Source organism: Paraburkholderia sp. 31.1, assembly GCF_014397645.1.
Classification (GTDB): domain Bacteria; phylum Pseudomonadota; class Gammaproteobacteria; order Burkholderiales; family Burkholderiaceae; genus Paraburkholderia; species Paraburkholderia tuberum.
Genome location: NZ_VZQN01000053.1, coordinates 19,535 through 43,258, shown reverse-complemented (window position 1 = coordinate 43,258; position 23,724 = coordinate 19,535). Strand labels below are relative to the sequence as shown.

At 62.6% G+C, this 23,724-nt stretch carries 23 protein-coding genes and 4 pseudogenes; 16 read left to right on the top strand and 11 right to left on the bottom strand.

Annotated features, from left to right (window positions below; translation table 11 throughout):
• Positions 1–105 precede the first annotated feature (105 nt).
• Together F6X37_RS30870 and istA are read right to left on the bottom strand one after the other, a co-directional pair.
• Positions 106–531: pseudogene (locus F6X37_RS30870) on the bottom strand (ATP-binding protein); the annotation flags it as partial.
• The gene (gene istA / locus F6X37_RS30865) at positions 528–1,544 is read right to left on the bottom strand and encodes an IS21 family transposase (protein ID WP_187613928.1); all 1,017 of its coding nucleotides are present in this window, start codon (positions 1,542–1,544) and stop codon (positions 528–530) included. The gene istA and the pseudogene F6X37_RS30870, both read right to left, overlap by 4 nt.
• Before the next feature lie 29 nt (positions 1,545–1,573).
• On the opposite strand from istA, the gene tnpB reads away from it, so the two are divergent.
• Genes tnpB through F6X37_RS30850 form a run of 3 tightly spaced genes read left to right on the top strand, consistent with a single transcriptional unit; the run spans position 1,574 to position 4,133 of the window.
• A complete protein-coding gene (gene tnpB / locus F6X37_RS30860) occupies positions 1,574–1,954 on the top strand; it encodes an IS66 family insertion sequence element accessory protein TnpB (RefSeq protein ID WP_410451442.1) in 381 nt (126 codons plus the stop codon).
• 41 nt (positions 1,955–1,995) lie between these two features.
• Positions 1,996–3,537, top strand: coding sequence for an IS66 family transposase (gene tnpC / locus F6X37_RS30855; protein ID WP_187613927.1), 1,542 nt, complete (start codon positions 1,996–1,998; stop codon positions 3,535–3,537).
• 2 nt (positions 3,538–3,539) lie between these two features.
• The gene (locus tag F6X37_RS30850; RefSeq protein ID WP_187613930.1) at positions 3,540–4,133 is read left to right on the top strand and encodes a plasmid pRiA4b ORF-3 family protein; all 594 of its coding nucleotides are present in this window, start codon (positions 3,540–3,542) and stop codon (positions 4,131–4,133) included.
• 115 nt (positions 4,134–4,248) lie between these two features.
• On the opposite strand, the pseudogene F6X37_RS30845 reads toward F6X37_RS30850, so the two are convergent.
• The 3 genes and pseudogenes from F6X37_RS30845 to F6X37_RS30835 all read right to left on the bottom strand — a co-directional run.
• Positions 4,249–4,407, bottom strand: a pseudogene (locus F6X37_RS30845) (IS3 family transposase); the annotation flags it as partial.
• Positions 4,408–4,482: 75 nt separating this feature from the next.
• A pseudogene (locus F6X37_RS30840) lies at positions 4,483–4,836 on the bottom strand (transposase); the annotation flags it as partial.
• Positions 4,837–4,854: 18 nt separating this feature from the next.
• Positions 4,855–5,157: a hypothetical protein gene (locus F6X37_RS30835; RefSeq protein WP_410451441.1), complete on the bottom strand. Its 303-nt coding sequence runs from the start codon at positions 5,155–5,157 to the stop codon at positions 4,855–4,857.
• Positions 5,158–5,497: 340 nt separating this feature from the next.
• On the opposite strand from F6X37_RS30835, the gene F6X37_RS30830 reads away from it, so the two are divergent.
• Entirely contained in the window at positions 5,498–6,769 is a 1,272-nt protein-coding gene (locus tag F6X37_RS30830; protein WP_187613926.1) for an IS110 family transposase, read from the top strand.
• 39 nt (positions 6,770–6,808) lie between these two features.
• Positions 6,809–7,000, top strand: a pseudogene (locus F6X37_RS30825) (transposase domain-containing protein); the annotation flags it as partial.
• A 59-nt stretch (positions 7,001–7,059) separates the two neighbouring features.
• Here the strand turns inward: F6X37_RS30825 and F6X37_RS30820 are convergent.
• Positions 7,060–7,983, bottom strand: a complete 924-nt coding sequence (locus F6X37_RS30820) for a dTDP-4-dehydrorhamnose reductase family protein (RefSeq protein ID WP_187613925.1) — start codon at positions 7,981–7,983, stop codon at positions 7,060–7,062.
• An 11-nt stretch (positions 7,984–7,994) separates the two neighbouring features.
• Complete coding sequence (locus F6X37_RS30815) at positions 7,995–8,198, bottom strand: heavy-metal-associated domain-containing protein (RefSeq protein ID WP_090803824.1); 204 nt, start codon at positions 8,196–8,198, stop codon at positions 7,995–7,997.
• A gap of 134 nt (positions 8,199–8,332) precedes the next feature.
• On the opposite strand from F6X37_RS30815, the gene cueR reads away from it, so the two are divergent.
• From cueR to F6X37_RS30795, 4 genes are all read left to right on the top strand, one after another.
• Complete coding sequence (cueR, locus tag F6X37_RS30810; protein ID WP_187613929.1) at positions 8,333–8,755, top strand: Cu(I)-responsive transcriptional regulator; 423 nt, start codon at positions 8,333–8,335, stop codon at positions 8,753–8,755.
• 295 nt (positions 8,756–9,050) lie between these two features.
• On the top strand, positions 9,051–9,197 hold the full coding sequence (locus F6X37_RS30805; protein WP_018418650.1) for a DUF3563 family protein: 147 nt from the start codon (positions 9,051–9,053) through the stop codon (positions 9,195–9,197).
• A gap of 287 nt (positions 9,198–9,484) precedes the next feature.
• On the top strand, positions 9,485–9,793 hold the full coding sequence (locus F6X37_RS30800; protein WP_184062161.1) for a hypothetical protein: 309 nt from the start codon (positions 9,485–9,487) through the stop codon (positions 9,791–9,793).
• Positions 9,794–10,018: 225 nt separating this feature from the next.
• Entirely contained in the window at positions 10,019–11,059 is a 1,041-nt protein-coding gene (locus F6X37_RS30795) for an ABC transporter substrate-binding protein (protein ID WP_187613924.1), read from the top strand.
• A 77-nt stretch (positions 11,060–11,136) separates the two neighbouring features.
• Here F6X37_RS30795 and F6X37_RS30790 read toward each other — a convergent pair whose 3' ends face one another.
• Positions 11,137–11,982, bottom strand: coding sequence for a 23S rRNA (adenine(2030)-N(6))-methyltransferase RlmJ (locus F6X37_RS30790; protein ID WP_184032566.1), 846 nt, complete (start codon positions 11,980–11,982; stop codon positions 11,137–11,139).
• Positions 11,983–12,101: 119 nt separating this feature from the next.
• Positions 12,102–13,073 (bottom strand): potassium channel beta subunit family protein, encoded by a 972-nt coding sequence (locus F6X37_RS30785; RefSeq protein WP_184062158.1) that lies wholly within the window; start codon positions 13,071–13,073, stop codon positions 12,102–12,104.
• A gap of 235 nt (positions 13,074–13,308) precedes the next feature.
• On the opposite strand from F6X37_RS30785, the gene F6X37_RS30780 reads away from it, so the two are divergent.
• On the top strand, positions 13,309–14,106 hold the full coding sequence (locus F6X37_RS30780; protein ID WP_187613923.1) for a 3-hydroxybutyrate dehydrogenase: 798 nt from the start codon (positions 13,309–13,311) through the stop codon (positions 14,104–14,106).
• 10 nt (positions 14,107–14,116) lie between these two features.
• Entirely contained in the window at positions 14,117–15,349 is a 1,233-nt protein-coding gene (locus tag F6X37_RS30775; protein ID WP_187613922.1) for a DUF3734 domain-containing protein, read from the top strand.
• Between the two features lie 155 nt (positions 15,350–15,504).
• Here F6X37_RS30775 and F6X37_RS30770 read toward each other — a convergent pair whose 3' ends face one another.
• The gene (locus F6X37_RS30770) at positions 15,505–16,704 is read right to left on the bottom strand and encodes an amino acid aminotransferase (protein WP_187613921.1); all 1,200 of its coding nucleotides are present in this window, start codon (positions 16,702–16,704) and stop codon (positions 15,505–15,507) included.
• Between the two features lie 510 nt (positions 16,705–17,214).
• On the opposite strand from F6X37_RS30770, the gene uvrB reads away from it, so the two are divergent.
• From uvrB to F6X37_RS30745, 5 genes are all read left to right on the top strand, one after another.
• The gene (gene uvrB / locus F6X37_RS30765) at positions 17,215–19,308 is read left to right on the top strand and encodes an excinuclease ABC subunit UvrB (RefSeq protein WP_187613920.1); all 2,094 of its coding nucleotides are present in this window, start codon (positions 17,215–17,217) and stop codon (positions 19,306–19,308) included.
• 343 nt (positions 19,309–19,651) lie between these two features.
• Positions 19,652–20,200, top strand: coding sequence for an iron transporter (locus F6X37_RS30760; protein ID WP_090803840.1), 549 nt, complete (start codon positions 19,652–19,654; stop codon positions 20,198–20,200).
• Positions 20,201–20,312: 112 nt separating this feature from the next.
• Complete coding sequence (locus F6X37_RS30755) at positions 20,313–20,645, top strand: cupredoxin domain-containing protein (protein ID WP_018418640.1); 333 nt, start codon at positions 20,313–20,315, stop codon at positions 20,643–20,645.
• Between the two features lie 108 nt (positions 20,646–20,753).
• A complete protein-coding gene (locus F6X37_RS30750; protein WP_187613919.1) occupies positions 20,754–21,599 on the top strand; it encodes an FTR1 family protein in 846 nt (281 codons plus the stop codon).
• Positions 21,596–23,005: a 4Fe-4S binding protein gene (locus tag F6X37_RS30745; RefSeq protein ID WP_187613918.1), complete on the top strand. Its 1,410-nt coding sequence runs from the start codon at positions 21,596–21,598 to the stop codon at positions 23,003–23,005. The genes F6X37_RS30750 and F6X37_RS30745 overlap by 4 nt, the downstream gene beginning before the upstream one ends.
• Positions 23,006–23,283: 278 nt before the next feature.
• Here the strand turns inward: F6X37_RS30745 and hemP are convergent, their stop codons facing one another.
• On the bottom strand, positions 23,284–23,544 hold the full coding sequence (gene hemP, locus F6X37_RS30740; RefSeq protein WP_090803846.1) for a hemin uptake protein HemP: 261 nt from the start codon (positions 23,542–23,544) through the stop codon (positions 23,284–23,286).
• Positions 23,545–23,724 lie beyond the last annotated feature (180 nt).

The window sequence follows — 23,724 nt, the reverse complement described above, 5'->3', positions numbered from 1 at the left end:
TCCGGCGGCAGCAACCGCGCCACCGCTCTGTCCTTGAATGTCTTTCCGTAACGCGCCAACTTGTTCTCTCTTTATCGCCCCCAGATTCCAATTTTATCCAGGCGACAACCATTGTGACGCGGGGGGGATGAACCGCGTCTTGATGCCCGCCTGCGCCGCGCGGTACGCAAGCGAGGTCGCAATGTGTGTCTTGCCGACCCCGGATGGCCCGAGCAGCACGACATTCTCGGCCCGCTCAATGAACGCCAGACTCGCCAGCTCCTGAATCTGAGCACGCGGTGCGCCGCTGGCGAAGCTGAAGTCGTACTGCTCCAGCGTCTTGATGCCGGGCAGCGCCGCCAGCTTCGTTAGCACCTGACGCTTGCGCTGCTCGCGCGCACCGAGCTCCGCTTGCAGAAGCTGTTCAAGGAAATCGGCCATACTCGAATCGGTCGTCGCAGTGCGTTGTGCGAGCGGCGCCCAGTCGGTGGCGATGCAGTCCAGCTTCAGCTGTGCACACAGTCCGGCAATCCGTTCATGTTGCAGATTCATGCTGCGACCTCCAGCAACGCGTCGTATACCGCCAGCGGATGCTGCAGGCTCTCACGCGGCAGCACGCGACGGTTGTCCGGCACAGCAAGCGCAGGTGCCTGCACCGGCAACGGCAACGGCAGAAGCGCCGCCTGCTCGGCAGCAAGCCTCACTGCCGGACGCTCGCCCGTCGTCGCATGACGGCGCGTGTTGGCAACCTCCGCCAGCCATCGACCGATATGCGCGTTGGCGGCCTCTACATCCAGCCTCAAGCCCGATGACCTGAGCGTCGCGGCAAGCGGCACAACGAAGCTCTCCTTCAGATAGCGGTTGAACCGTTCGACCTTGCCCTTGGTCTTGGCGCGATACGGACGACACACCTTCGGCGTGAAGCCGTAGGTCTCAGCCAGCGCAAGCAGCTGTGGGTTCCAGCGATGCTCGCCTTCGCCGAATGCATCGCGCTCGATGACCACCGACTTCGCGTTGTCGAACAGCACATGCTCCGGCGTGCCGCCGAAGTAGACGAGCGCCTCACGCAGGCATTCGCACAGTGTCGCGGCATCCTCACGCGCGGTGAACCGCACGAAGCTCGCGCGGCTGTATCCCATCGTCGCGACCAGCGCGAGCAATGGCTCGCGTCCTCGCGGGATAACCGTGAAATCGGCTTGCATCTGCTTGCCGGGCGCGGTCTCAAAGCGCACCACTGGCTCGGCCTCAGAACGCTTGTGGGGCACCAGAAACGCCTTGAGCTGACTGATGCCACCTTCGTATCCCGCCTCCTGCAATTCGCGTAGCAGAACCGTTGCCGCAATCCAGTGCGGCCGCGCGGCGGCGACGCGCTCCAGCAGATAGTCCTTGAACGGGTCGAGCTTCGTTGCTCGCGGCTCACGCTGGCTGTAACGGCTTGCCTGCTCGTTCCTCAGATAGCGTCGCACGGTGTTGCGCGATAAACCTGTCTGCCTCGCTATCTCACGCACCGCCGTCCCGCGCCGGGCCAATACCTTGATTTCCACTGCTTGCTCCTGAGTCAGCATCGGCGGCAAAAGCCGCCATCGTCTCCCAGGTGGGTCAGGTTTACTTCGGCGCCAGGGTCATTTTTACATCGGCGCTAACAGGCACCCGCATCTGGCTCGCCGCAGGCGTCACCGACATGCGCCGTGGCATGGATGGTCTGGCTGCACTGGCGCAGGTGGCCCTTGAGCAAGACCCGTTCTCGGGCCACGTGTTTGCCTTCCGGGGCCGGCGCGGCGATCTTGTGAAACTGCTGTGGTGGAGTGGCGATGGAATGAACCTGTACGTCAAGCGCCTGGAGCGAGGCCGTTTTATCTGGCCGCAGGCCGACGCGGGATGCATCCATCTGTCGGCGGCACAACTGTCGATGCTGCTCGAAGGCATCGACTGGCGACGCCCCGAACGGACGTGGAAGCCCACATGCGCCGCGTAAATTTGCTCCCACTTCTGAACGTGCCTGGTAAACTCCCAGACATGCCAGTCAACCGACTCCCCGACGACATCGACACACTCAAGCGCATGCTTGTTTCGCGCGAAGAAACCATCGCGCGCCTGCTCGCCGAGATCTCGCGTCTGAAGCGCTGGCAGTACGGGCGCTCGTCGGAACGCATGGCAGAACTGACGGGACAATTGCAGCTCGCACTGGGTGACGGGACACTGCCGCAACAGGGTGCCGTGCCGGCATCGGCGCCAGAAGCGGCGTCGGATGAACCCGCAGACACGACAGCGCCGGTGGTTCCACTGCGCCGCCGCTCGCGCGAATTCCCTGCGCACCTGCCACGCGAGGTGGTGGAGCACAGGCCACAGGGCTGCGACTGCCCCGAATGCGGTGGCCGACTGCGCAAGCTGGGTGAAGACGCCTCCGAGATGCTGGACTACGTGCCGGGGTACTTCCGGGTGATTCGCCATGTGCGCCCCCGGCTGAGCTGCAGCCGTTGTGCGAAGGTCGTCCAGGAGGCGGCGCCGTCGCGCCCGATCGCACGCGGCATGGCCGCAGCCGGCCTGCTGGCACAGGTGATGGTCGCCAGGTACGCTGACCATATGCCGTTATACCGGCAGGCAGGAATCTATCGCCGTGCCGGCATTGAACTCGACCGTGCCACGCTGGCCTCGTGGGTTCGCGAGTGCGCCGCACTGCTGCAGCCGCTGGCGGATGCCGTTGGCCGGTATGTGCGTGAGGCGCAGAAAATCCATACGGATGACACGCCCGTCCCGGTGTTGGAACCCGGACGCGGCAAGACACGTACGGCACGCCTGTGGACGTATGTACGCGACGACCGGCCGGGGGGCAGCCGGGCACCCCCGGCGGTCTGGTACCAGTACTCGCCCGACCGCAAGGGAGAGCGACCCCGTACGCATCTGCAGGGATGGTCAGGCATCCTGCAGGCGGATGCCTATAGTGGCTACGATGCGCTGTACCGCGATGGCACGATCATCGAGGCAGCGTGCTGGGCGCATGTGCGGCGCAAGTTCTACGACCTGTACGAACTGGAGCGTTCGCCAGTGGCGCAGGAGGCACTCAGCCGCATCGCAGCCCTGTATGCCATCGAGCGCGAGGTGCGCGGCCGCAAGCCGGAGGTCCGGCAGTCCGTGCGCATGGCGCGGGCATTGCCGCTCGCAGGCACACTGAAGGACTGGCTGGAACATACGTTCGCGCAGGTCTCGGCGAAGTCGGGCCTTGGCAAGGCCATCCGGTATGCGCTGGGGAACTGGCACGCGCTGGTGCGCTACTGTGAAGACGGGCGCATCGAGATAGATAACAACACCGCGGAGCGATCGATCAGGCCGCTGGTTCTCGGCAGGCGCAACTATCTGTTCGCAGGTTCTGATGGCGGTGGACAGAGTGCGGCGGTCATCTACAGCCTGATCGGCACGGCACGCCTGAATGGCATCGAACCGTATGCGTATCTGCGTATGGTGTTCGAGCGCATCGCCGATCATCCCATCAACCGGATCGACGCGTTGCTGCCGTGGCATTTGATGCCGGTGGAGCAGCCATTCCAGCAGGCCGCATGACGATGGCATCGACTCGCAAACCCGCGTTACGCGCGGTCAATTCACAGGTACCGGTCTACCAGTTGCACATCGAGCTGAAGTATCTGAAGCCAGCGGTCTGGAGACGGGTACTGGCCCCCGCCTCGATCAGGCTGCCGAAGCTGCACGTCGTGCTGCTGTGGGCGATGGGCTGGGATGGCGGCCACCTGCACGAATTCGTGTTCGGCGACACCAACTACGGGGTGCCCGATCCGGACTTCCCGAGTGACCCGCCGATGCTCAACGAAGCGCGGGTGAACCTGGGCCGTGCGCTCGGTGCGCTGAAGTCATTCACCTACATCTACGATTACGGTGACAACTGGCAGCATCGTGTGAAGGTCGAGAAGGTCCTGCCGCCTGATCCTGAGTTGCGCTCGCCCATCTGCCTGGACGGCCGCAATGCCTGTCCACCGGAAGATGTTGGCGGCGTACCCGGCTACATCGAGTTCCTCGACGCGATCATCGATCCCGCTCATGAGGAACACCAGCTGTTGCTCGACTGGTGCGGCGGTAGCTTCGATCCTGCTGCCTTTGACCTCCAGGACGTCAACCAACGCCTCTTCGAGATCAAATTCTGATCGTCAAGACGGCCGCCAAACGTCGCTTACGTCTTATGCGTATCAGTAAGCCAAATCATTACGTGGAAAGGGCGGTTTCAAGGTCGAAGCGCAATGGCGGGTTTAATTGTAGTGGTCAAGTTATTTCGGACAGGCTGATAGGTTCTTTTATTGTCGGTTTTGCCTCGTAGGCAACGGGCGACAGATAGCCCAAAGTCGAATGCAAGCGTACTGCGTTGTAAAAACCGACGATGTACTGGTTGATGTCGCGCCGTGCTTCATCGTGGTTGGCGTACTGACCGGTGAAAGACGATCAACCGGTTCAGCAGAAACTCGCCGCCTGAAGTCCCTGCTCATCAAGTTGCCTATACACCGATTGCTGCTCGATGCTCTTGACCGGCACGAAACGCATGTTCGGCCGCGCGACTGCCTCGCAGATTGCCTCAGCATCCGCCGCGTCATTCTTGTTCGTCTTGACGTACGGTTTGACAAACTGCGGTGCAATCAGTCGGACCATATGGCCCATGGCCTGCAGCTTGCGAGCCCAATCGTGCGCGCTGGCGCACGCTTCCATCCCGATCACGCAGGCGGGGAGGTTGGCGAAGAAGCCCGCAACGTGATTTCGCTTGAGCACTTTCTTCAGCACCGTTCGACCATGCTCATTTACACCATGGACGGCAAAAACGTTCTTCGCCAGATCGATGGCAACTGTCGTAATCTTCATGATGGGCGCTCCCCTCGGTCAGGTGGTTGCTTCGACACATCCACTTTTGCACATTGATGCCGCTTCGGGTGGGGGCGTCCATCCCATTAGTCTTGACGCTAGCTCGTTCGACGGCAGCGACCACTTCTGCTTGTGCTGCGCGATGAGTTCGAGAACGGCCTGCAGTCGCAAGTTCGCCTGTGGCGCGCTGACCGTGTGGACCGCCGGCTTCTCCCTGAATCCGTCGTGAAGCGCGACCTTCCACTGGGCGGCAGACAGTTCAAGCGACACTGCCAGGATGACGCCCTCAGCATGTGGTCCGGTAACGTGATTTGCGTCCATGATGCCCTCCGTTGAGCAAACCTTGGCACGGTCAATCTTACGACTCGGGCCTTGACGACTCTCACGCTACATAGCTTCCGAAGGCCGCCAATCGTCCCCGGTGTTCCGGAAGAAACGATGATGGGCTATAACACAGGCGGCAGCGCGGTGATGACCGGAAGATCACTGGTGCGCGCATGCGACGTCCCCGGACGCCGTGTGGCGAGCCCGGTACATAGCATGGTCCGGGAATCGTCGGTGACATTGGTGAGCGGCGCGAGCTGCATCCCGTTTGAGAGATCGAGTCGATTCAGACGCTTCCCCCTGGTGCTGCCCTGAACCAACCAGCCAGGAGCAGGCCATGGCCATGCGCAAGCGGGAAGACGATGAGGTGTATCCGAACGCCGCCGGGATCGATGTGGGCGCGTCCAGCCACTGGGTGGCAGTCCCCCGGACGGCCGACCACCAGCCGGTGCGCGAGTTCGGCACGATGACCGGTGACCTGCACGCGATGGCCGACTGGCTGCTCGCGTGCGGCGTCGATACCGTGGCACTGGAATCCACCGGCGTCTACTGGATCCCGGTGTATGAGGTGCTCGAGCAGCGCGGGCTGACAGTCTGGCTCGTCGATGCGCGGCAGATGAAGTACGTGCCGGGGCGCAAGAGCGACGTACAGGACTGCCAGTGGCTGCAGAAGCTCATGAGTCTCGGACTGCTGCGTGCGGCCTGGTGCCCCGCTGGCGAGGTCTGCGTGGTGCGCGCGGTGGTGCGGCAGCGCGAGCTGCTGCTCACCGAACAAGGTAGCTGGGTGCAGCGCATGCAGAAGGCACTGCTGCAGATGATCATCCGCGCGATCGTGGCCGGCGAACGCGACCCGAAGGTGCTCGCGCGTTTCCGCCACAGTCTCGTCGAGGCCAGTACCGAAGACATCATCAGGGCGCTGACCGGCAACTGGCGCGAGGAGCACCTGTTCGTGCTCGCGCAGGCGCTCGCAATGTTCGACAGTCTCGCCGAGCGCATCCTCGAGTGCGATGCGAAGACCGAGGCGCTGCTGGTCCCCCTGGGGCGTCACGACGTCCAACTGGCCGGGCCGGACAAGAAACGCCAGAAGAACGCCCCCCGGTTCGACGCGCGTACCGCGCTCGCGCGCTGGACGGGCGTGGACCTGACGCGCATCAACGGCCTGTCCGTGGCCACCGTGATGACGATCCTCTCCGAGATCGGCCCGGATCTGAGCCGCTTTGCCAGCGTCAAGCACTTCTGTTCGTGGCTGCGCCTGTGCCCCGCCACGAAGATCAGTGGCGGCAAGACGCTGTCTTCCGGCACACGACCCTCCGCCAACCGCGCCCGGCAGGCGCTGAAAATGGCAGCCATGAGCCTGTCGCGCAGCGACTCGGCGCTCGGCGCGTTCTACCGCCGGCTGTGCTCACGCATGGACAAGCCGCGCGCCAATACCGCGGTCGCCCACAAGCTTGCCCGCATGGTGTACTTCATGCTCACGCGCGGCGAAGCCTTCGTCGACCAGGGGCAGCAGCGCTATCAGGAACAGCAGCGCCAGCGCAGCATCGCAGCCCTCAGGCGACGTGCCTCCGCCCTCGGATTCCAGCTCCAGCCAAACGCGCCGACTCCATGAAAACCAACCTTTTCCATTGGGTTTTTTGAGAGGATCTGATTGTTCGCCGGGTCGCTGCGCGCTGGCCAACGTGCGGCCGCAATCATGAGCCTCATCCGCTCAGCGCAACTCAACGGTCACGAACCCCACGCATATCTGAAAGACATCGGGACACGGCCGCCCACCCACAGGGCAAGCGACATCGCCGCATTGCTGCCACATAACTGGCAACCTCTTACCGCTGTCGCCTGATTCACCGTTCGTCAACGTGGGTTCGCCAGCCGCTTACCGCACGCACGCAAGGCGCCGGATCATACGGAAGTTGCCTGTCCCTGCCACGGAAACGCGGCCAGCACCTCCCGGATCGCCATATCGAAAGGCGTGCGTCGGCCGATTCCGAGTACCTCTAAACGGCTCGATGCCAGATGACAGTTGTGCGGGCGCGGCGTCGCGTCGGTGGGTGTGCGCTGGGGCGTCAGACGCGCGTCGAGTTGCAACGCTTCTGCCAGGCGCACGGCGATCTCGTACTTGTTCATCGGTTCGTCGCCCGACCATTGCACGATGCCAGAGACCGTTTCGCCGCGCGCGTGCCGCTCGAGCATCTGTCGGATCACGAAAGCGACATCGGGCGTGAACGTAGGATAGCGGATCGCCCAAGCGTCCATCCTGGCAGCCTGGGCCCCCGGCGCCGCCGCCGCTGCGATCGGCGGCACGAGGCTAGTCACGGCCGATTCCGACCAACTGACGATCGGACCATAAAGCAGCGGCAGACGCAGCACGCATCCGCCCTCGGCCGTGTCGGTCAGCGCTCGCTCGCCTTCGAGCTTGCTCTGTCCGTACGCGTTCAGTGGCGCAGGTGTGCTGTCGTGACGATAGGGCGGGTGCGTGCCGTCGAACACGTAGTCGGTCGAGATCGACAGTGTCCACGCGCCGTGTCGGTTCGCCGCCCCGGCGATCATTCGCACGGCATCGACGTTCAGCGCGCGAGCAAGCGCCGGATCGCGCTCGCATACATCGGGACGGCGCTCCGCCGCGGCAATCACGACGGCATCCGGCGCTACGCGGTCGATGAAACGCTCGACCGCAACGCTATCGCGAACATCCAACGCGACCATTCGCGGAGACGTTCGGCTATATGCGGTGGAGACGGTCTGCCAGCCGGTCTGGCGCGCGAGTTCGTCGTTGAGCGCGCGGCCGAGCAATCCGGAACCACCTATTACGGCAACCTTGAACATGCGCGGCACCCTCAGCGCACAGACGTGACCGTGTATCCGGCCTCGTCAATCGCGGCCTTCAGCGCATCGACGGGTTGCGCCGACTCCACGAGCACGCGGCCGGTCGCGAGATCCACCTGAACCTGCGCGGCGGCGTCGTGCTCGCGAATCGCGCTCGTGACAGCGGCAACGCAGTGCTGGCAGCTCATGCCTTCTACATGGAGTTCGATTGTCATTGCAAAGACCTCGGCGGAATCAGATTGCGGATAGTCGAATTATGCCTGCCGTACCTTGTTTGGGTAGCTGACCTTCCCAGCATGGGAAGGTGTAGGATCGATTGGAGTTCAGCCGCAACCTTGGGGAAACAGTCATGAACATAGGCGAAGCGGCCCGCGTGTCGGGCGTTACGGCAAAAATGATCCGCTACTACGAAAGTGTCGGCCTATTGACTGCGAAGGCGCGCACGAGTGCCGGTTATCGCGTGTATGGCCCGCAGGAAGTGCATTCCTTGCGCTTTATTCGCCAGGCTCGCCGGCTCGGATTTCTGGTCGAGGATATCCGGCGGCTGCTTGCTCTATGGCACGACCGCTCGCGTGCAAGTGCCGAAGTAAAGCGGATCGCGCTCGAACATGTCGCCGAACTCGATCGACGCATCGCCGAACTGACGGACATGCGCGACACTCTCGCGCATCTGGCCGATCATTGCCATGGTGATGACCGGCCAGATTGTCCGATTATCGAGCGACTGGCGGACACCGATCTTTTATCGGGACAAGGTTGCCGTCCGCTTTAGCGGCTAATCGAAGTGCAACCCGGCCTGCCGATTCTTAAGGTCGAGCGATTCATGCACCGAAAGTGCGCATAAAACTTGCGAAAATGACGTCCACTTAAAGAACGCCTGGATGAATCCCAATAAAATCAGGAACTGCATCGCACCTTTACAGTGCACTATTCCAAAACGGAATGCACACCATGCGGGCATTTCACTGTTCAGGTTGCACCTTAGGGCTATAATGCGGGTTAACCCTTTTACGGGAAATCCCCGATGTCAAATCACCGGGGATTCGATCTGATCCTTGGAGAACATCATGTTTGCATTCATTCTTGAGAAGCTCAGCACCTGGTTCGAAACCGCGGAACGTAGCCGTCGTGAGGCATATCTCGCCTCGTCGTCGGATATCGTTCAGCTCGAACAGCGCATCCGTTCGCTCGAAACCAACGGCTATTCGCTGTAAGTTTCCGCTTTGAGTTTGACCTGGCGGCGCCTGCTTTTGCGCGGCCGTGCAGTACCAATGTCGAGCCCCGTCAAAGCGGGGCTTTGTCATATCTGGACATCGAAATCCGCGTGTGCCTTCGACGTTTTTTCGAGTGAACGGCGCAAGAAAGCTGCTGATGGCGAATATCGACTAGCTTCGTAACGCGGCCCGCGGTAATGTATGGCGTTTTTCGCGCAAGACGGCATTCATAACCCATCGGGCTGTCCATGTCCTCCGTCCGTTCGCAGCAAACTTTCCGAGCCGTGATGGCCGTGGCCGCCATGGCGACGCTCGCCGCCCTCTGCGCCGCGTCGGACGCATTCGCGGTGTCCGATAACGGGCGTCCCCCCGTGATCCTCGATACGCTTGGCGGCGTCAATAATGGCCAGAGCGGTACCGTACTGCTGAGCTCGCCGCCTGCACCGGAGCCGATCGTCGCCGCGCCGCCGATCGCGGCACCGGTCGAGCTGCCTCCGGAATCGTCGCCGCCGTTCGTGGTCGCGCCGTATATCCAATTGCCGGCGGGTGGTGGCGTGCCGCGGCCGGTGCCTCGAGCGGTGCCCCTTCCGCAATAGGCACCGACGGCGCGAGAGATCGTCGTCGGTGCTTCTGCGCGGTCCCGTTTCTCCCCCATACGCCAGCTTGCCTCGCACCCGACAATCTCATTCGGGTTTGGGCGCATGGCGTCCGTGAAACCGTCCGACGACAATCGTTGCGCGCCTCGCCGCCGTGAGCTTCGATCTCGGCATGTGCGCCTGCGTCACTGCTTCGAACGGAAAACACAACAAGGAGACGTCACCATGCTCAATCAATGGATGCAGCGTGCGACGCGCGCCTGCGTGATGCTGCTCGCACTGGCTGCGTTGCCCGGCGCTGGGTTCGCGAAGGACACGCCGGAAATGCCGTCACTGACGATGGCCGTCGGCGGCTTACCTGGCCTGTACTATCTGCCGGTCCTCGCCGCACAGCAGCTCGGCTACTTCAAGGACGAAGGCCTGAACGTCACGCTCGAAGATTTCGCGGGCGGCTCGAAAGCGCTCGAAGCGGTGGTGGGCGGCAGCGCCGAAGTCGGCGCGGGCGCCTTCGAGCACACGTTGTTCATGCAGGCGAAGGGTCAGCACTATCGCGCGTTCGTGTTGATGGGCCGCGCACCGCAGATCGTGATCGGCGTGGTGAAGTCGAAGGCCGATCAGATCAAGTCGCTCGCGGACTTCAAAGGCGCGAAGGTCGGTGTGAGCGCACCGGGTTCGTCGACGGATCTGGTGCTCACCGTTGCGTTGCGCAAGGCCGGCGTGCAGCGCAGCGACATTTCGGCGATCGGTGTCGGCAGCGGCGCGACGGTGCTGGCCGCGGTGGGCAGTGGGCAGATCGACGCGCTGTCCAATGTCGATCCAATGATGACCAAGCTCACGCGTAGCGGCGCCATCAAGGTGCTTGTCGATACGCGCACGGTGAAAGGTACGCAGGAGGTGTTCGGCGGCATGATGCCCGCGGCGACGCTTTACGCGGCCGAAAGCTTCATCCAGAAAAATCCGAAGACAACGCAGGCGCTGACCAACGCGATCGTGCGTGCGAATCATTGGCTGCAGACTGCGAGCGACGCGGATCTGCTGAAGATGGTGCCGCAAGCCTATCTGTTGGGTGACCCGACGCTCTATCTCGACGCCTTTCACAACGTGCGCGACGCGTATTCGCCGGACGGACTGATGCCCGCTGATGGCCCGACGACGTCGCTGCGCGCGTTGTCGTCGTTCGATAGCCGGCTCGATCCGAAGAAGATCGATCTGAGTGCTACCTATACGAACCAGTTCGCGAGCAAGGCGGCGGCGCAGTTCAAGTGAGCGTATGCGGAGATCGGGTTGCGCAAGACAGGTGACGGGGAACCGCGCGCGGCACGCTCACGCGCCGCTCATCACGTTCAATTGCCGCGATATTCGACCTTGAACGTCGCAGCCTTGTCCTCGCCGAGCGTTTTGACGAGCCATGGCATCTGATCCTTCAGCGTCTTGGCGAGCGTATACGGCGGATTCAGGATGAACATGCCGCTACCGAACAGCCCATAGCCGTCTTCCGGCGGATTGCTGACGGTCAGGCTGACGTGCAGCCAGTTGTCCTTCTGCAACTGCTTCAGTTGATCGGGAAAGCGCTGCGACTCAGGGCGCTTGACCTGCGGATACCAGACCGCATACGTGCCGGTCGGAAACCGCTTCAGACTTTCCTCGACACAGCGCAGCGTGCGCCCGTAATCGCGCTTGTCTTCATACGACGGGTCGAGCAGGATCAGCGCGCGGCGCGGCGCGGGCGGCAACAGCGTGAGAATCCCGTCGAAGCCGTCGCCCGCATACAGCATTGCTCGTCGGCCCGCGTCGCGAAAATTGTGGCGCAGCACGTCGATTTCGGTGCTGTGCAATTCGAAGAGCCGCATACGATCCTGCGCGCGCAGTTGTCGCCACGCAAGATACGGCGAGCCCGGATAAAAATGCAACTGGCCATCGGCATTGAGCGCGCTGACTTCATCGACGTATTCGGCGAACAGCGGCGGGAGATCGTTGCGGCCCCACAGTTTCGCAATACCCGTCTCGAACTCGCCGGTCTTCGTCGCGTAGCCTTCCTTCAGCGAGTAAACGCCGGCGCCCGCGTGCGTGTCGATATACCAGTAGGCCTTGTCCTTCTGGCCAAGGTAGCGCAGGAGCTGCAACACGACGGCGTGTTTCAGAACGTCGGCGTGATTGCCGGCATGAAAGGCGTGGCGGTAGCTGAGCATGATGAGAGGACGCTGAGAGAGCGCAGGCTGGCCCGAAGGAGCCGGCGACGCGCGGTCGCGTATTGTACGCGACCGCGCGTGCCCGGTTAGCCACCCGGTGCGTGGCGCTGCGCGCGCGATTACTCGTGCGCGTCGCCGATGATCTCCTCGATCCGCTGCTTTATCTCCGGTGTGATGCGCTTGGCCACCTCGGCGGACTGCATGTTTTCGCCGATCTGTTCGACCCGCGAGGCGCCGGTGATCACCGTGCTGACATTCGGATTCTTCAGAATCCACGCGATCGCGAGCTGACCGACCGTGCAGCCGAGCTCGTCGGCGACCGCGCCGAGCTGGCCGACCACGTTGTTCCGGGTCGGGTCCGTGAGCTGCTGGCGCAGCCAGTCATAGCCCTGCAACTGCGCGCGACTGTCGGCTGGCACGCCGTCACGATATTTGCCGGTGAGCAGACCCGATGCGAGTGGGCTCCACGTGGTCAGGCCGAGGCCGATGTCCTCGTAGAGCCGTTTGTATTCCTGCTCGACGCGTTTGCGGTGAAACAGGTTGTATTGCGGCTGCTCCATGACCGGCTTGTGCAGATGATGCCGCTCGGCGATTTCATAGGCGGCGCGAATCTCGTCGGCGCTCCATTCCGAGGTGCCCCAGTACAGCGCCTTGCCGCGCGCGATCATGTCGCTCATTGCCCACACCGTTTCCTCGACCGGCGTGTTCGGGTCCGGACGATGACAGAACACGAGATCCACATAGTCGAGTTGCAGGCGCTTCAGCGACGCGTCGATCGCGTTCATCAGGTACTTGCGGTTCAGCGTGTGGTACTGGTTCGGCGCTTCGTTGAGTCCCCAGAAGAATTTCGTCGACACGACGTAGCTCACGCGCGGCCACGCGAGCTCCTTCAACGCATGGCCCATGATCTCCTCGGATTTGCCGCCCGCGTAGACTTCGGCGTTGTCGAAGAAATTGACGCCCGCGTCGCGCGCCGCGGCAAGCGATTCGCGCGCGGCGCGGTGATCCACCTGGTTGCCGTACGTGACCCATGAGCCAATGGACAACTCGCTCACTTGCAGGCCCGAGCGGCCCAGACGTCGATAATTCATGCATGTCTCCTGGTTGGTGATGCCACGGGAATGGAGCCCGGATTCAGCCCGAAAGCGTCCAGTTTAAAGAGATACGGTTCGATGTGCGTTTTACCTATGTCGTTCACAGGGTTCATGCACAATAGCAAAGTCGGCCGCCGCGCTGCATCCGCCGAACGGTCTATGCCGTTTGGCCGACTTCTCGCCGCGCGCGGTCTCGTGGTCTCATTGCTCATCAACTGCATGGAGGTTCTGGATGTCGTCTCTGAACTCGAATCTGAACGGCAAAGTTGCCGTCGTCACTGGTGCCGCGAGCGGCATTGGCAAACAGATCGCGTTGACTCTGTCGGCCGCGGGTGCTGCGGTCGCGATCGCCGACCTGAACCAGGACGGCGCGAAAGCCGTGGCTGAAGAAATCAGAAAGGGCGGCGGTAAGGCAATCGGCGTGGCAATGGACGTGACGAACGAAGATGCCGTCAACCAGGGGATCGACAAGGTCGCCGAGGAATTCGGTTCGATCGACATTCTCGTTTCCAACGCCGGCATCCAGATCGTCAATCCGATCGAAAACTATTCGTTCTCGGACTGGAAGAAGATGCAGGCCATTCACGTGGACGGCGCGTTCCTGACCACCAAGGCCGCGCTCAAGCACATGTACAAGGACAATCGCGGCGGCGTCGTGATTTACATGGGCTCGGTCCACTCGCATCTCGCCTCGCCGCTGAAGTCGGCGTACGTGACCGCGAAGCACGCTCTGCTGGGCCTGTCGCGCGTGCTTGCCAAGGAGGGCGCTGCGCATAACGTGCGTTCGCACGTCGTGTGTCCGGGCTTCGTGCGCACGCCGCTCGTCGACAAGCAGATTCCCGAGCAGGCGAAAGAATTCGGCATCAGCGAAGAGGAAGTGATCAAGCGCGTGATGCTGGGCGGTACCGTCGACGGTATCTTCACGACGGTCGAAGACGTCGCGCAGACCGTGCTGTTCCTGTCGACATTCCCGAGCGCGGCGCTGACCGGCCAGTCGTTCGTCGTGAGCCACGGCTGGTACATGCACTAAGGGGCGGCCCATGGCGCAACGCAATCTGAAGCGGGCGCGGGTGGGCGTGCCGGGCGACGGGGAGGGAGCGGGTCCGTCGGTCGCCGCCCGCCCGCGCCGGCATCTCCGGTTGCCCAACTACGAAACCGTCGCGCTGATGCTGCAAGGCGGCGGCGCGCTCGGCGCCTATCAGGCCGGCGTCTTTCAGGGACTTTACGAAGCCGGCATCGAACCGAACTGGATCGCGGGCATCTCGATCGGTGCACTGAATACGGCGATCATTGCGGGCAATCCACCGGAACGACGCGTCGAGCGTCTGCTGCAATTCTGGGAGACGATCTGCCAGCCGGCGTTCGGGGCGCCCTTGCCGGCTCCGATCGAACACCTGCTGTTCAATTCGAGCGAAGCGGTGCGCAAGGCATTTACGGCAGCGCAGGCAATGAGCGCGATCGTCGAAGGGCAAAAGGGCTTTTTCGTGCCGCGTTTCCCACCGCCGTTGCCCACGGTGTCCGGTCCGCCGCAATTGGCGAGCTACTACGACACCACGCCGCTGAAGGCCACGCTCGAGTCGCTGTGTGATTTCGACCGGATTAATTCCGGCGAAATACGCGTGTCGGTGGGCGCGGTGAATTGCGGCACGGGCAATTTCGCGTACTTCGACAATACCCGCACCACGCTCAGGCCCGAGCATTTCATAGCGTCTGGCGCGTTGCCGCCGGGCTTCGCGGCCGTCGAGATCGACGGTCAGTTCTACTGGGACGGCGGCCTGATGTCGAATACGCCGCTCTACGAGATGCTCCAGTCCACGCCGCGTCGCGACACGCTCGCGTTTCAGGTCGACCTATGGAGCGCGATCGGGCCGGTGCCGGACAACCTCACCGACGTGCAGGGCCGCATGAAAGACATCCAGTATTCGAGCCGTACGCGTCTCGTGACCGACATGCTGCAGCGCTCGCAGCGTTTCCGCCACGTACTGCGCGAGGTGCTGGACCGTGTGCCAGAAGACCAACGCGACGATCCGTGGTGCAAGCTGGCCGAAGATCTGTCGTGTTCAAAGCGCTACAACGTGATTCACCTGATCTACCGGCACAAGGAATACGAAGGACACTACAAGGACTTTCAATTCGGTCTGTCGACGATGCGCGAGCATTGGCGAAGCGGTCTCGAAGATATTCTCCGTTCTCTCGAGCAGCCCGACTGGCTCGATATGCCGGAAAACGATGCCGGGTTCGTCACGCACGATATTCATCGGGATTCGCGCTGATTCCTCGCGGAGAGCCCCGACGCTGCGCCAACCAAGGCCGAACCGTCAGAAAATAAAAAAACGGCGCCCTTTCAGAAAAGGGCGCCGTTTTTACAGGCGGTGACAGCAGCGAACCTGCTGGACTTGCACGGCAAACCTCCGCGCTGTGAATCGCCTTACTTCAGCACGTGAGCAATCGCGGTGGCGACGACGTTGAGGTTGCGCGTATTGAGCGCAGCCACGCAGATGCGGCCCGTGCTGACCGCATAGATACCGAACTCTTCGCGCAGACGGTCCACTTGCGGTGCCGTCAGACCCGAGTACGAGAACATGCCGCGCTGTGCGTTCACGAAGCTGAAGTCACGATCAACGCCGCTTGCCTTCAGACGCTCGACGAGACCATTGCGCATCGCGCGGATGCGCTCGCGCATTTCGCCCAGTTCGCTTTCCCACGTCGCGCGCAGTTCCGGCGATGCGAGCACGGCCGCGACCACCGAGCCGCCGTGCGTCGGCGGGTTCGAGTAGTTGGTGCGGATCACGCGTTTCAGTTGCGACAGCACGCGCGCCGCTTCTTCCTTGTTCGCGGTGATGATCGACAATGCGCCGACGCGCTCGCCGTACAGCGAGAACGACTTCGAGAACGACGAAGACACGAACACGTTCAGTTCCTGCGCCGCGAACAGACGCACGGCTGCCGCGTCCGCTTCGATGTTGTCGCCGAAGCCCTGGTAGGCGATATCGAGGAACGGCACGAGGTTGCGCGCCTTGACGACCTCGACGACCTGCTTCCACTGCTCGACGCTCAGGTCGACGCCGGTCGGGTTATGGCAGCACGCGTGCAGCACGACGATCGTGCCCGCCTCATAGCTGTTCAGCGCGCTCAACATGCCGTCGAAGTTCACGCCGTGCGTCTGCGCGTCATAGTACGGATACGATTCGACGACGAAGCCCGCGCCTTCAAACAGTGCGCGGTGATTTTCCCAGCTCGGATCGCTGATCGCGACCTTGCTATTCGGATTCACGCGCTTCAGGAAGTCCGCGCCGATCTTCAGCGCGCCCGTGCCGCCCAGCGCCTGCGCCGTGACGACGCGGCCGGCCGCGATCAGCGGCGAGTCGTTGCCGAGCAGCAGCTTTTGCACGGCGGCATCGTAAGCGGCGATACCTTCGATCGGCAGATAGCCACGCGGCAGCGCGGCTTCGACGCGGGCCTTTTCCGCCTCGCGCACGGCGCGCAGCAGCGGAATTTTGCCTTCTTCATTGAAGTACACGCCAACGCCGAGGTTGACCTTGGTGGCGCGCATATCGGCGTTGAAAGCTTCGTTCAGGCCCAGAATCGGGTCGCGGGGAGCAAGTTCGACGGCGGAGAACAGAGACATGATGGGTGGGCAGCAGTAGTGAAAAGAGGGCGGCTTCGCGCGCGAGCGGCTCGATCTGGGGCGTCGGCGGCGTTCCGCGGGTGGGCGTGAGTTCGACGAAACGCGAAAAGCGGGGACGGCCTATGGACAGCGGCGAGCGAGCGCAACTTCGCATTGTAACGAATCCGGGCGCTTTTTTCGGACGACCAGACGGGCAAAAGGCGATTATTTGCTTGAAAAACAGGCACTGGAGAGCCATGTGGCAGTAAGGAATTCGAGCGGGCGTGGCGATGTCGACGGCGCGAACAGGCCGAGGTGCGCTGTCCATTGGCGCTGACTGCGCCACGATGACGCCTGGCGTGGAGGACAGAGCCCGGCATGGGAGTTCGCGGTAAACCCCGTCAGGGCGCGCAAGTCCGCAAAGGGCCATAACACACCGGCGCCCAGGGCCGCCCTACGTAAGCTCGCTCGATCTTCGCTTTCCGCAACCCGTTAGAATGATTCTTTGCCCAAGGCCCGGTGCCGCCCCTCATGTCCGAACACCATCTGACTGAAGCCGACGATACGCTCGACGAATCAAAATTCATCGCGTTCGAAGGTTCACCGTTCAAGCTCTACCAGCCGTATCCGCCCGCCGGCGACCAGCCCACGGCGATCGACACGCTCGTCGAAGGCGTCGGCGACGGTCTCGCGTTCCAGACGCTGCTCGGCGTGACCGGCTCCGGCAAGACTTTCACGATGGCCAACACGATCGCGCGGCTCGGCCGCCCGGCGATCGTGTTCGCGCCGAACAAGACGCTCGCCGCGCAGCTGTATTCGGAGTTCCGTGAGTTCTTTCCGCGCAACGCGGTCGAGTACTTCGTTTCGTACTACGACTACTACCAGCCGGAAGCGTATGTGCCGCAGCGCGATCTGTTCATCGAGAAAGACTCGTCGATCAACGAGCATATCGAGCAGATGCGGCTGTCGGCGACCAAGAGCCTGATGGAGCGGCGCGACGTGGTGATCGTCGCGACGGTGTCGGCGATTTACGGTATCGGCAATCCGTCCGAATACCACAGGATGATCCTGACGCTGCGCACCGGCGATCGGCTCGGCCAGCGCGACGTCATCGCGCGGCTGATCGCGATGCAGTACAGCCGCAACGAAGCCGATTTCCAGCGCGGCTCGTTCCGCGTGCGCGGCGACACGATCGATATCTTCCCGGCCGAGCACGCCGAGATGGCGGTGCGCGTCGAGCTGTTCGACGACGAAATCGAAACACTGCAGCTATTCGATCCGCTCACCGGCCGCGTGCGACAGAAAATTCCGCGCTTTACCGTGTATCCGTCGTCGCACTACGTGACGCCGCGCGATACCGTGCTGCGCGCCGTCGAAACGATCAAGGCCGAGCTGCGCGAGCGCCTCGAATTCTTCTATAGCCAAGGCAAGCTCGTCGAGGCGCAGCGCCTCGAGCAGCGCACCCGCTTTGACCTCGAAATGCTGCAGGAGCTCGGTTTCTGCAAGGGCATCGAGAACTATTCGCGGCACTTCTCGGGCGCGGCGCCGGGCGAGCCGCCGCCGACGCTCGTCGATTACCTGCCGCCCGACGCGATCATGATGCTCGACGAATCGCACGTGCTGATTGGCCAGCTGAACGGCATGTACAACGGCGACCGCGCGCGCAAGGAAAACCTCGTCGACTACGGCTTCCGGCTGCCGTCGGCGCTCGACAACCGGCCGCTCAAGTTCAACGAGTTCGAGCGCAAGATGCGCCAGGTGGTGTTCGTGTCGGCGACGCCCGCCGATTACGAGAAGAGGACCGCGGGGCAGGTCGCCGAACAGCTTGTGCGTCCGACCGGCCTCGTCGACCCTGAAATCGAGGTGCGGCCGGCGCGCAGCCAGGTCGACGACGTGCTTGGCGAGATCAACGAGCGCATCAAGGCCGGCGACCGCGTGCTGGTCACGACGCTGACCAAGCGGATGGCCGAGCAGCTCACCGAGTTCCTGGCCGACCACGGCATCAAGGTGCGCTATCTGCACAGCGACATCGACACGGTCGAGCGCGTCGAGATCATCCGCGATCTGCGTCTCGGCGCGTTCGACGTGCTGGTCGGGATCAACCTGCTGCGCGAGGGGCTCGATATTCCCGAGGTGTCGCTCGTCGCGATTCTCGACGCGGACAAGGAAGGCTTCCTGCGCGCCGAGCGTTCGCTGATCCAGACCATCGGCCGGGCGGCGCGTAACGTGAACGGCAAGGCGATTCTGTACGGAGACAACATCACGGACTCGATGCGTCGCGCGATCGACGAAACCGAGCGGCGCCGTACGAAGCAGATCGCGTTCAACGCCGCGCACGGCATTACGCCGCGCGGCGTCGTGAAACGGATTCGCGACATCATCGATGGCGTGTACAACATCGACGAAGCGCGTGCCGAGTTGAAGGAGCAGCAGACTCGCGCGAAGTTCGAGGACATGTCCGAGAAGCAACTCGCCAAGGAGCTCAAGCGCCTCGAAAAGCAGATGATGGAGCACGCGAAGAATCTCGAATTCGAGAAGGCCGCGCAGACCCGCGACCAGCTAGCGCTGCTGCGTCAGCGCGTGTTCGGCGCGAACGTCGGCGACCACGTGTCGGGCGTCGAATAGCTGGCGTCCCTCCACCGCTTTTGTCCACCACGAAAGGGCGCGGCCATTCGCCGCGCCTGTTCACATCAGTCAGCGCTCAAGCTGCCGCTGCAGCCGTTGACGCGGAACGCCTTGGCTGTGACTAATTCTGTTTCCGTTTCCTCCCCCGCACGAAGGTTTTCTTAAGCGGACCTTAAGACCCTGCTGTCATAAGGCAGAGCTTGCTGACAGGTTTGTTCTCGTCAACGATCGATGATAAACTCGCCCCAATATTGAGAATGGTTCGCATTTAAATTTACATCTGACTTGCGGCCGCAGCGTTTCAATGAAATCGATTCCAGTCTGATAGAAACAAGGAGCTTCAATGCGGATTTCTTCGTTTGTGCGCGGTGGCGCGGCAGCGGTAGCTGCTGTCGCGGCGCTGTCGGTCTCGGCCGCCGAATATCCGATTGGCAAGCAGCAGATCCAGGGCGGCATGGAAATCGGCGCGGTCTACCTGCAGCCGGTCACGATGGAACCTGAAGGCATGATGCGCAAGGCGTCGGATTCGGACATCCACCTCGAGTCCGACATCCACGCGGTCAAGAACAATCCGACCGGTTTCGCCGAAGGGGACTGGATGCCGTATCTGCAGGTGCACTACGAACTGACGAAGGCCGGCTCGAACCAGCCGTTGAAGGGCGACCTGATGCCGATGGTCGCGAACGATGGTCCGCACTACGGCGACAACGTCAAGCTGCAAGGCCCGGGCAAGTATCACCTGAAGCTGATCGTCGAACCGCCGATGCAAATGGGCCACATGGCGTTCGGCCGTCACGTCGACAAGGAAACCGGCGTGGGTCCGTGGTTCAAGCCAATCACGCTCGAATACGACTTCACCTTCGCTGGCATCGGCAAGAAGGGCGGTTACTGATCGGCGCGCGGTGCCAACGCGGTCGCTCAACGTATCAGTGAATGCAGCAGACGGCGCGCGGACAGTCGGAGTCATATCTGGCATTGGCGCGTCGCGTTTTCCGGAAAGGGCAATGAGAATCAACCGAAAGATCGCGATGCTTGCCGCCACGTTTTGCCTGGCGGCCACGGCTCATGCAGCCGACCTGCCGACCTTCAAGCTCGAAATGAACGACGGCAAACTGAACCCGGCCCGCATCGAAGTGCCGGCAGGCCAGCGTATCAAGATCGAAGTACGCAACACCGGCAAGGGCGCGGCCGAATTCGAAAGTGTGCAGTTGCGTAAAGAGAAGGTTCTGGCGCCGGGCGCCGATTCGTTCGTCGTGATCGCTCCGCTGGAGCCGGGCGAATACAAGTTTTTCGACGACTTTCACCAGCAGGCGCAGGGCGTGATCGTCGCGAAGTAAGCAGTGGTCTCGATCGAATGCGAACGCGAACTCGCCACGGCAAGCGGGCGCTGTCGGTCGCGCGAGGCAACGGAAGCGGGCAGTAGAAGGATCGAAGGGAGAGCTTGAATGGGTCAGATTCTGTTCGTCGTGTGGCGGGAGAGCGTCGAGGCGCTGCTGGTCGTCGGCATCCTGTACGCGTGGTTGAAAAATGGCGACGACGACGCCCGCCGCGGCTTGCCGTACCTGTGGGGCGGCGTGGCGGCCGGCGTGATCGCGGCGGTGGCGCTCGGCGCGGCGCTGGTCGGCTTCACCGAGGTGCTCTCCGGTGACGCGCAGGATTACTTCCAGACCGCGATGGTGCTCATCGCCTGCGTGCTGATCGTGCAGATGGTGCTGTGGATGAAGCAGCACGGCCGCACGCTGAAGCGCGACATGGAACAGTCGCTGCAAAAGAGCCAGCGCGATTCGAACTGGTGGGGCGTGGCGCTGCTGGTCGCACTGGCGATCGCGCGCGAAGGCAGCGAAACCGTGATCTTCCTGTACGGCCTCGGCTTTGGCCAGTCGGGTCATGTCGACGGCAGTCAGATGCTCGCTGTCGTGATCGGTCTCGCGCTTGCGTTCCTGACCTTCTACGTGTTGCAGCTCGGCGGCAAGGTCATCTCGTGGCGGCTCTTTTTTCGCGTCACCGAAATCATGCTGCTGTTCCTCGGCGCGGGGCTGTTCCAGACCGGCGTCGACAAGCTGATCGACAAGGAAATCCTGCCGACGCTCGTCGACCAGCTGTGGAATTCGTCGGCGATTCTCGATGACTCGAGCACCGTCGGTTCGCTCGTCGCGACGCTGACCGGCTACCGCGCGCATCCGGCGCTGATGAATCTGCTCGCCTATGCCGTGTATTGGGCGGTCGTTTATCTGCTCGTGCGCCGCGCCAGTCGCAAGCCCGCGCAGCAGACGGTAGGGCGCGCGGCATGAGCGCCGTGATGGCTTCCCGGCCGGGCCGCCTCGCGGCGGCCGGCCAGTGGATGCAGCGCCACGGCGCGGTGATTCGCGGCATCCAGTGGGTCGTGGTCGCGGTGTATGTGTTCCTGATCGTCGTGCCCGCGCTGATGCCGCTGCCGGACGACACCGCGCATCTGTGGAACAACCTGACGCTCGCCGCGCAGTTCGTGTTCTGGGGCATCTGGTGGCCGTTCGTGTTGCTGTCGATGGTGATGCTCGGCCGCGTCTGGTGCGGCGTGCTGTGTCCGGAGGGTGCGCTCGCCGAATTCGCGAGCAAATTCGGCCGCGGCCGCGCGATTCCGCATTGGATGCGCTGGGGCGGCTGGCCGTTCGTCGCGTTCGGCATCACGACGATCTACGGGCAGATGGTGAGCGTCTACCAGTATCCGAAAGCGGTGTTGCTGGTGCTGGGCGGCTCGACTTTCGCGGCAATCGTGATCGGTCTGCTATACGGACGCGAGAAGCGCGTCTGGTGCAAATACCTGTGCCCGGTCAACGGGGTTTTTTCGCTTCTGTCACGGCTCGCGCCGTTTCACTACAAGGTCGATGAAGACGCGTGGCGCCGCTCGTACACGAACGGCGAGCATGGGCATCGCGTGATTCCGATCAACTGCGCGCCGCTCGTGCCGTTGCGCAACATGAAGGGCGCGGCGGACTGCCATATGTGCGGCCGCTGCAGCGGACACCGCGATGCGATCGCGCTGACGTGGCGCAAGCCGTCGACCGAAGTCGTGCGGTTGGGCGACAAGAACGCGAACCCGTGGGACACCGCGCTGATCCTGTACGGCCTGCTCGGCATCGCGATCGGCGCGTTCCACTGGACCGCGTCGCGCTGGTTCATCGACCTGAAGATGTTCGCCGCGACGTGGCTCGTCGATCGCGACATCACGTGGCCGCTCGACACCAACGCGCCGTGGTTCCTGTTCACGCATTACCCCGACCAGAACGACGTGTTCTCGTGGCTCGACGGCTCGCTGCTGATCGGCTACATCCTGTCGACGGCGCTTGTCTACGGCACCGTGCTGCTGCTGTTGCTGACGGGCGCGACGCGCATGCTCGGGCGCTTCGACGCAACGCGTCTGCATCACTTGACGCAGGGGCTGATTCCGATCGCGGGCGCGGGCGTATTCCTTGGTTTGTCGGCGACGACGCTGTCGCTGCTGCGCGCCGAGCACGTGTCGCTGTGGTGGGCGTCGGATCTGCGCATCGCAATTCTCGTGATTGCGAGCGCGTGGAGCGCATGGCTCGCGTGGCTCGTCACGCGCCGCTACAGCGAGCGCTTCGTGCAACGCGCGCTGGCGATGCTGTGGTTCGTCGCGGCGCTGGCGGTCGTCAATAGCGCGTGGTGGCTGATGTTCTGGGGCTGGGCCTCGAAGTAAGTCTTCAGCCTGTGTCCGGTGCGAACGCAGGCGCAAGCGCAAACGAAAAGCCGTGGGATGGTGACATCCCACGGCTTTATCATTTTCAGCGATGTACGCCGTTGCGCGCATCGGCTTTCGAGCGAGAACCAAAAAAGCGGCCTGGCTTGCTGCGACGGCTGGCTTGGTGTCTGCACGAAGGGGTCTAGTTCTCGCGTGCAAACCGTCGTGGCTGGCTAATGCCTAACACCTCTCTGGGAGGTGGTCCCCACAATACCCGGTACTTACCTCGTGTCTTGCTACTTCGTCAGGATCAGCTTGCCGAGGCGCGTTGCACGCAGTTGATACGTGTCGCCGTTGTGCACGATGCTGATGTGACTATGGCCTTGCAGCAGCGCGTCGCTGCGCACGACCCGTTCCGACGTTTCGCTCTGGCCGGCGGTGCGTTGCGCGCCGGGTTTCGCCGCGGGCGCGGCCGTCGTCGACGATTTCGGGCGGCTGGTTAGCGCGGCCGCCGAGCGGCGCAGGCTGAGCGTGGAGGAGCGAGTCATATCGGTCATTCGTTTTAGCTTGTTCGTCGATTTGATGTGATTATTCTAAATGATAACCATTCCTATTTACAAGATCGAGAAATTGATCGGATCCGACTTTTGATAGCTGAATGAAAGTGCGTCTAGATGGCGATTCTGGAAGCCATTCTGACATGGCCCCGCGAAAGCGCGGGCAGGGCGCCCGCGCGG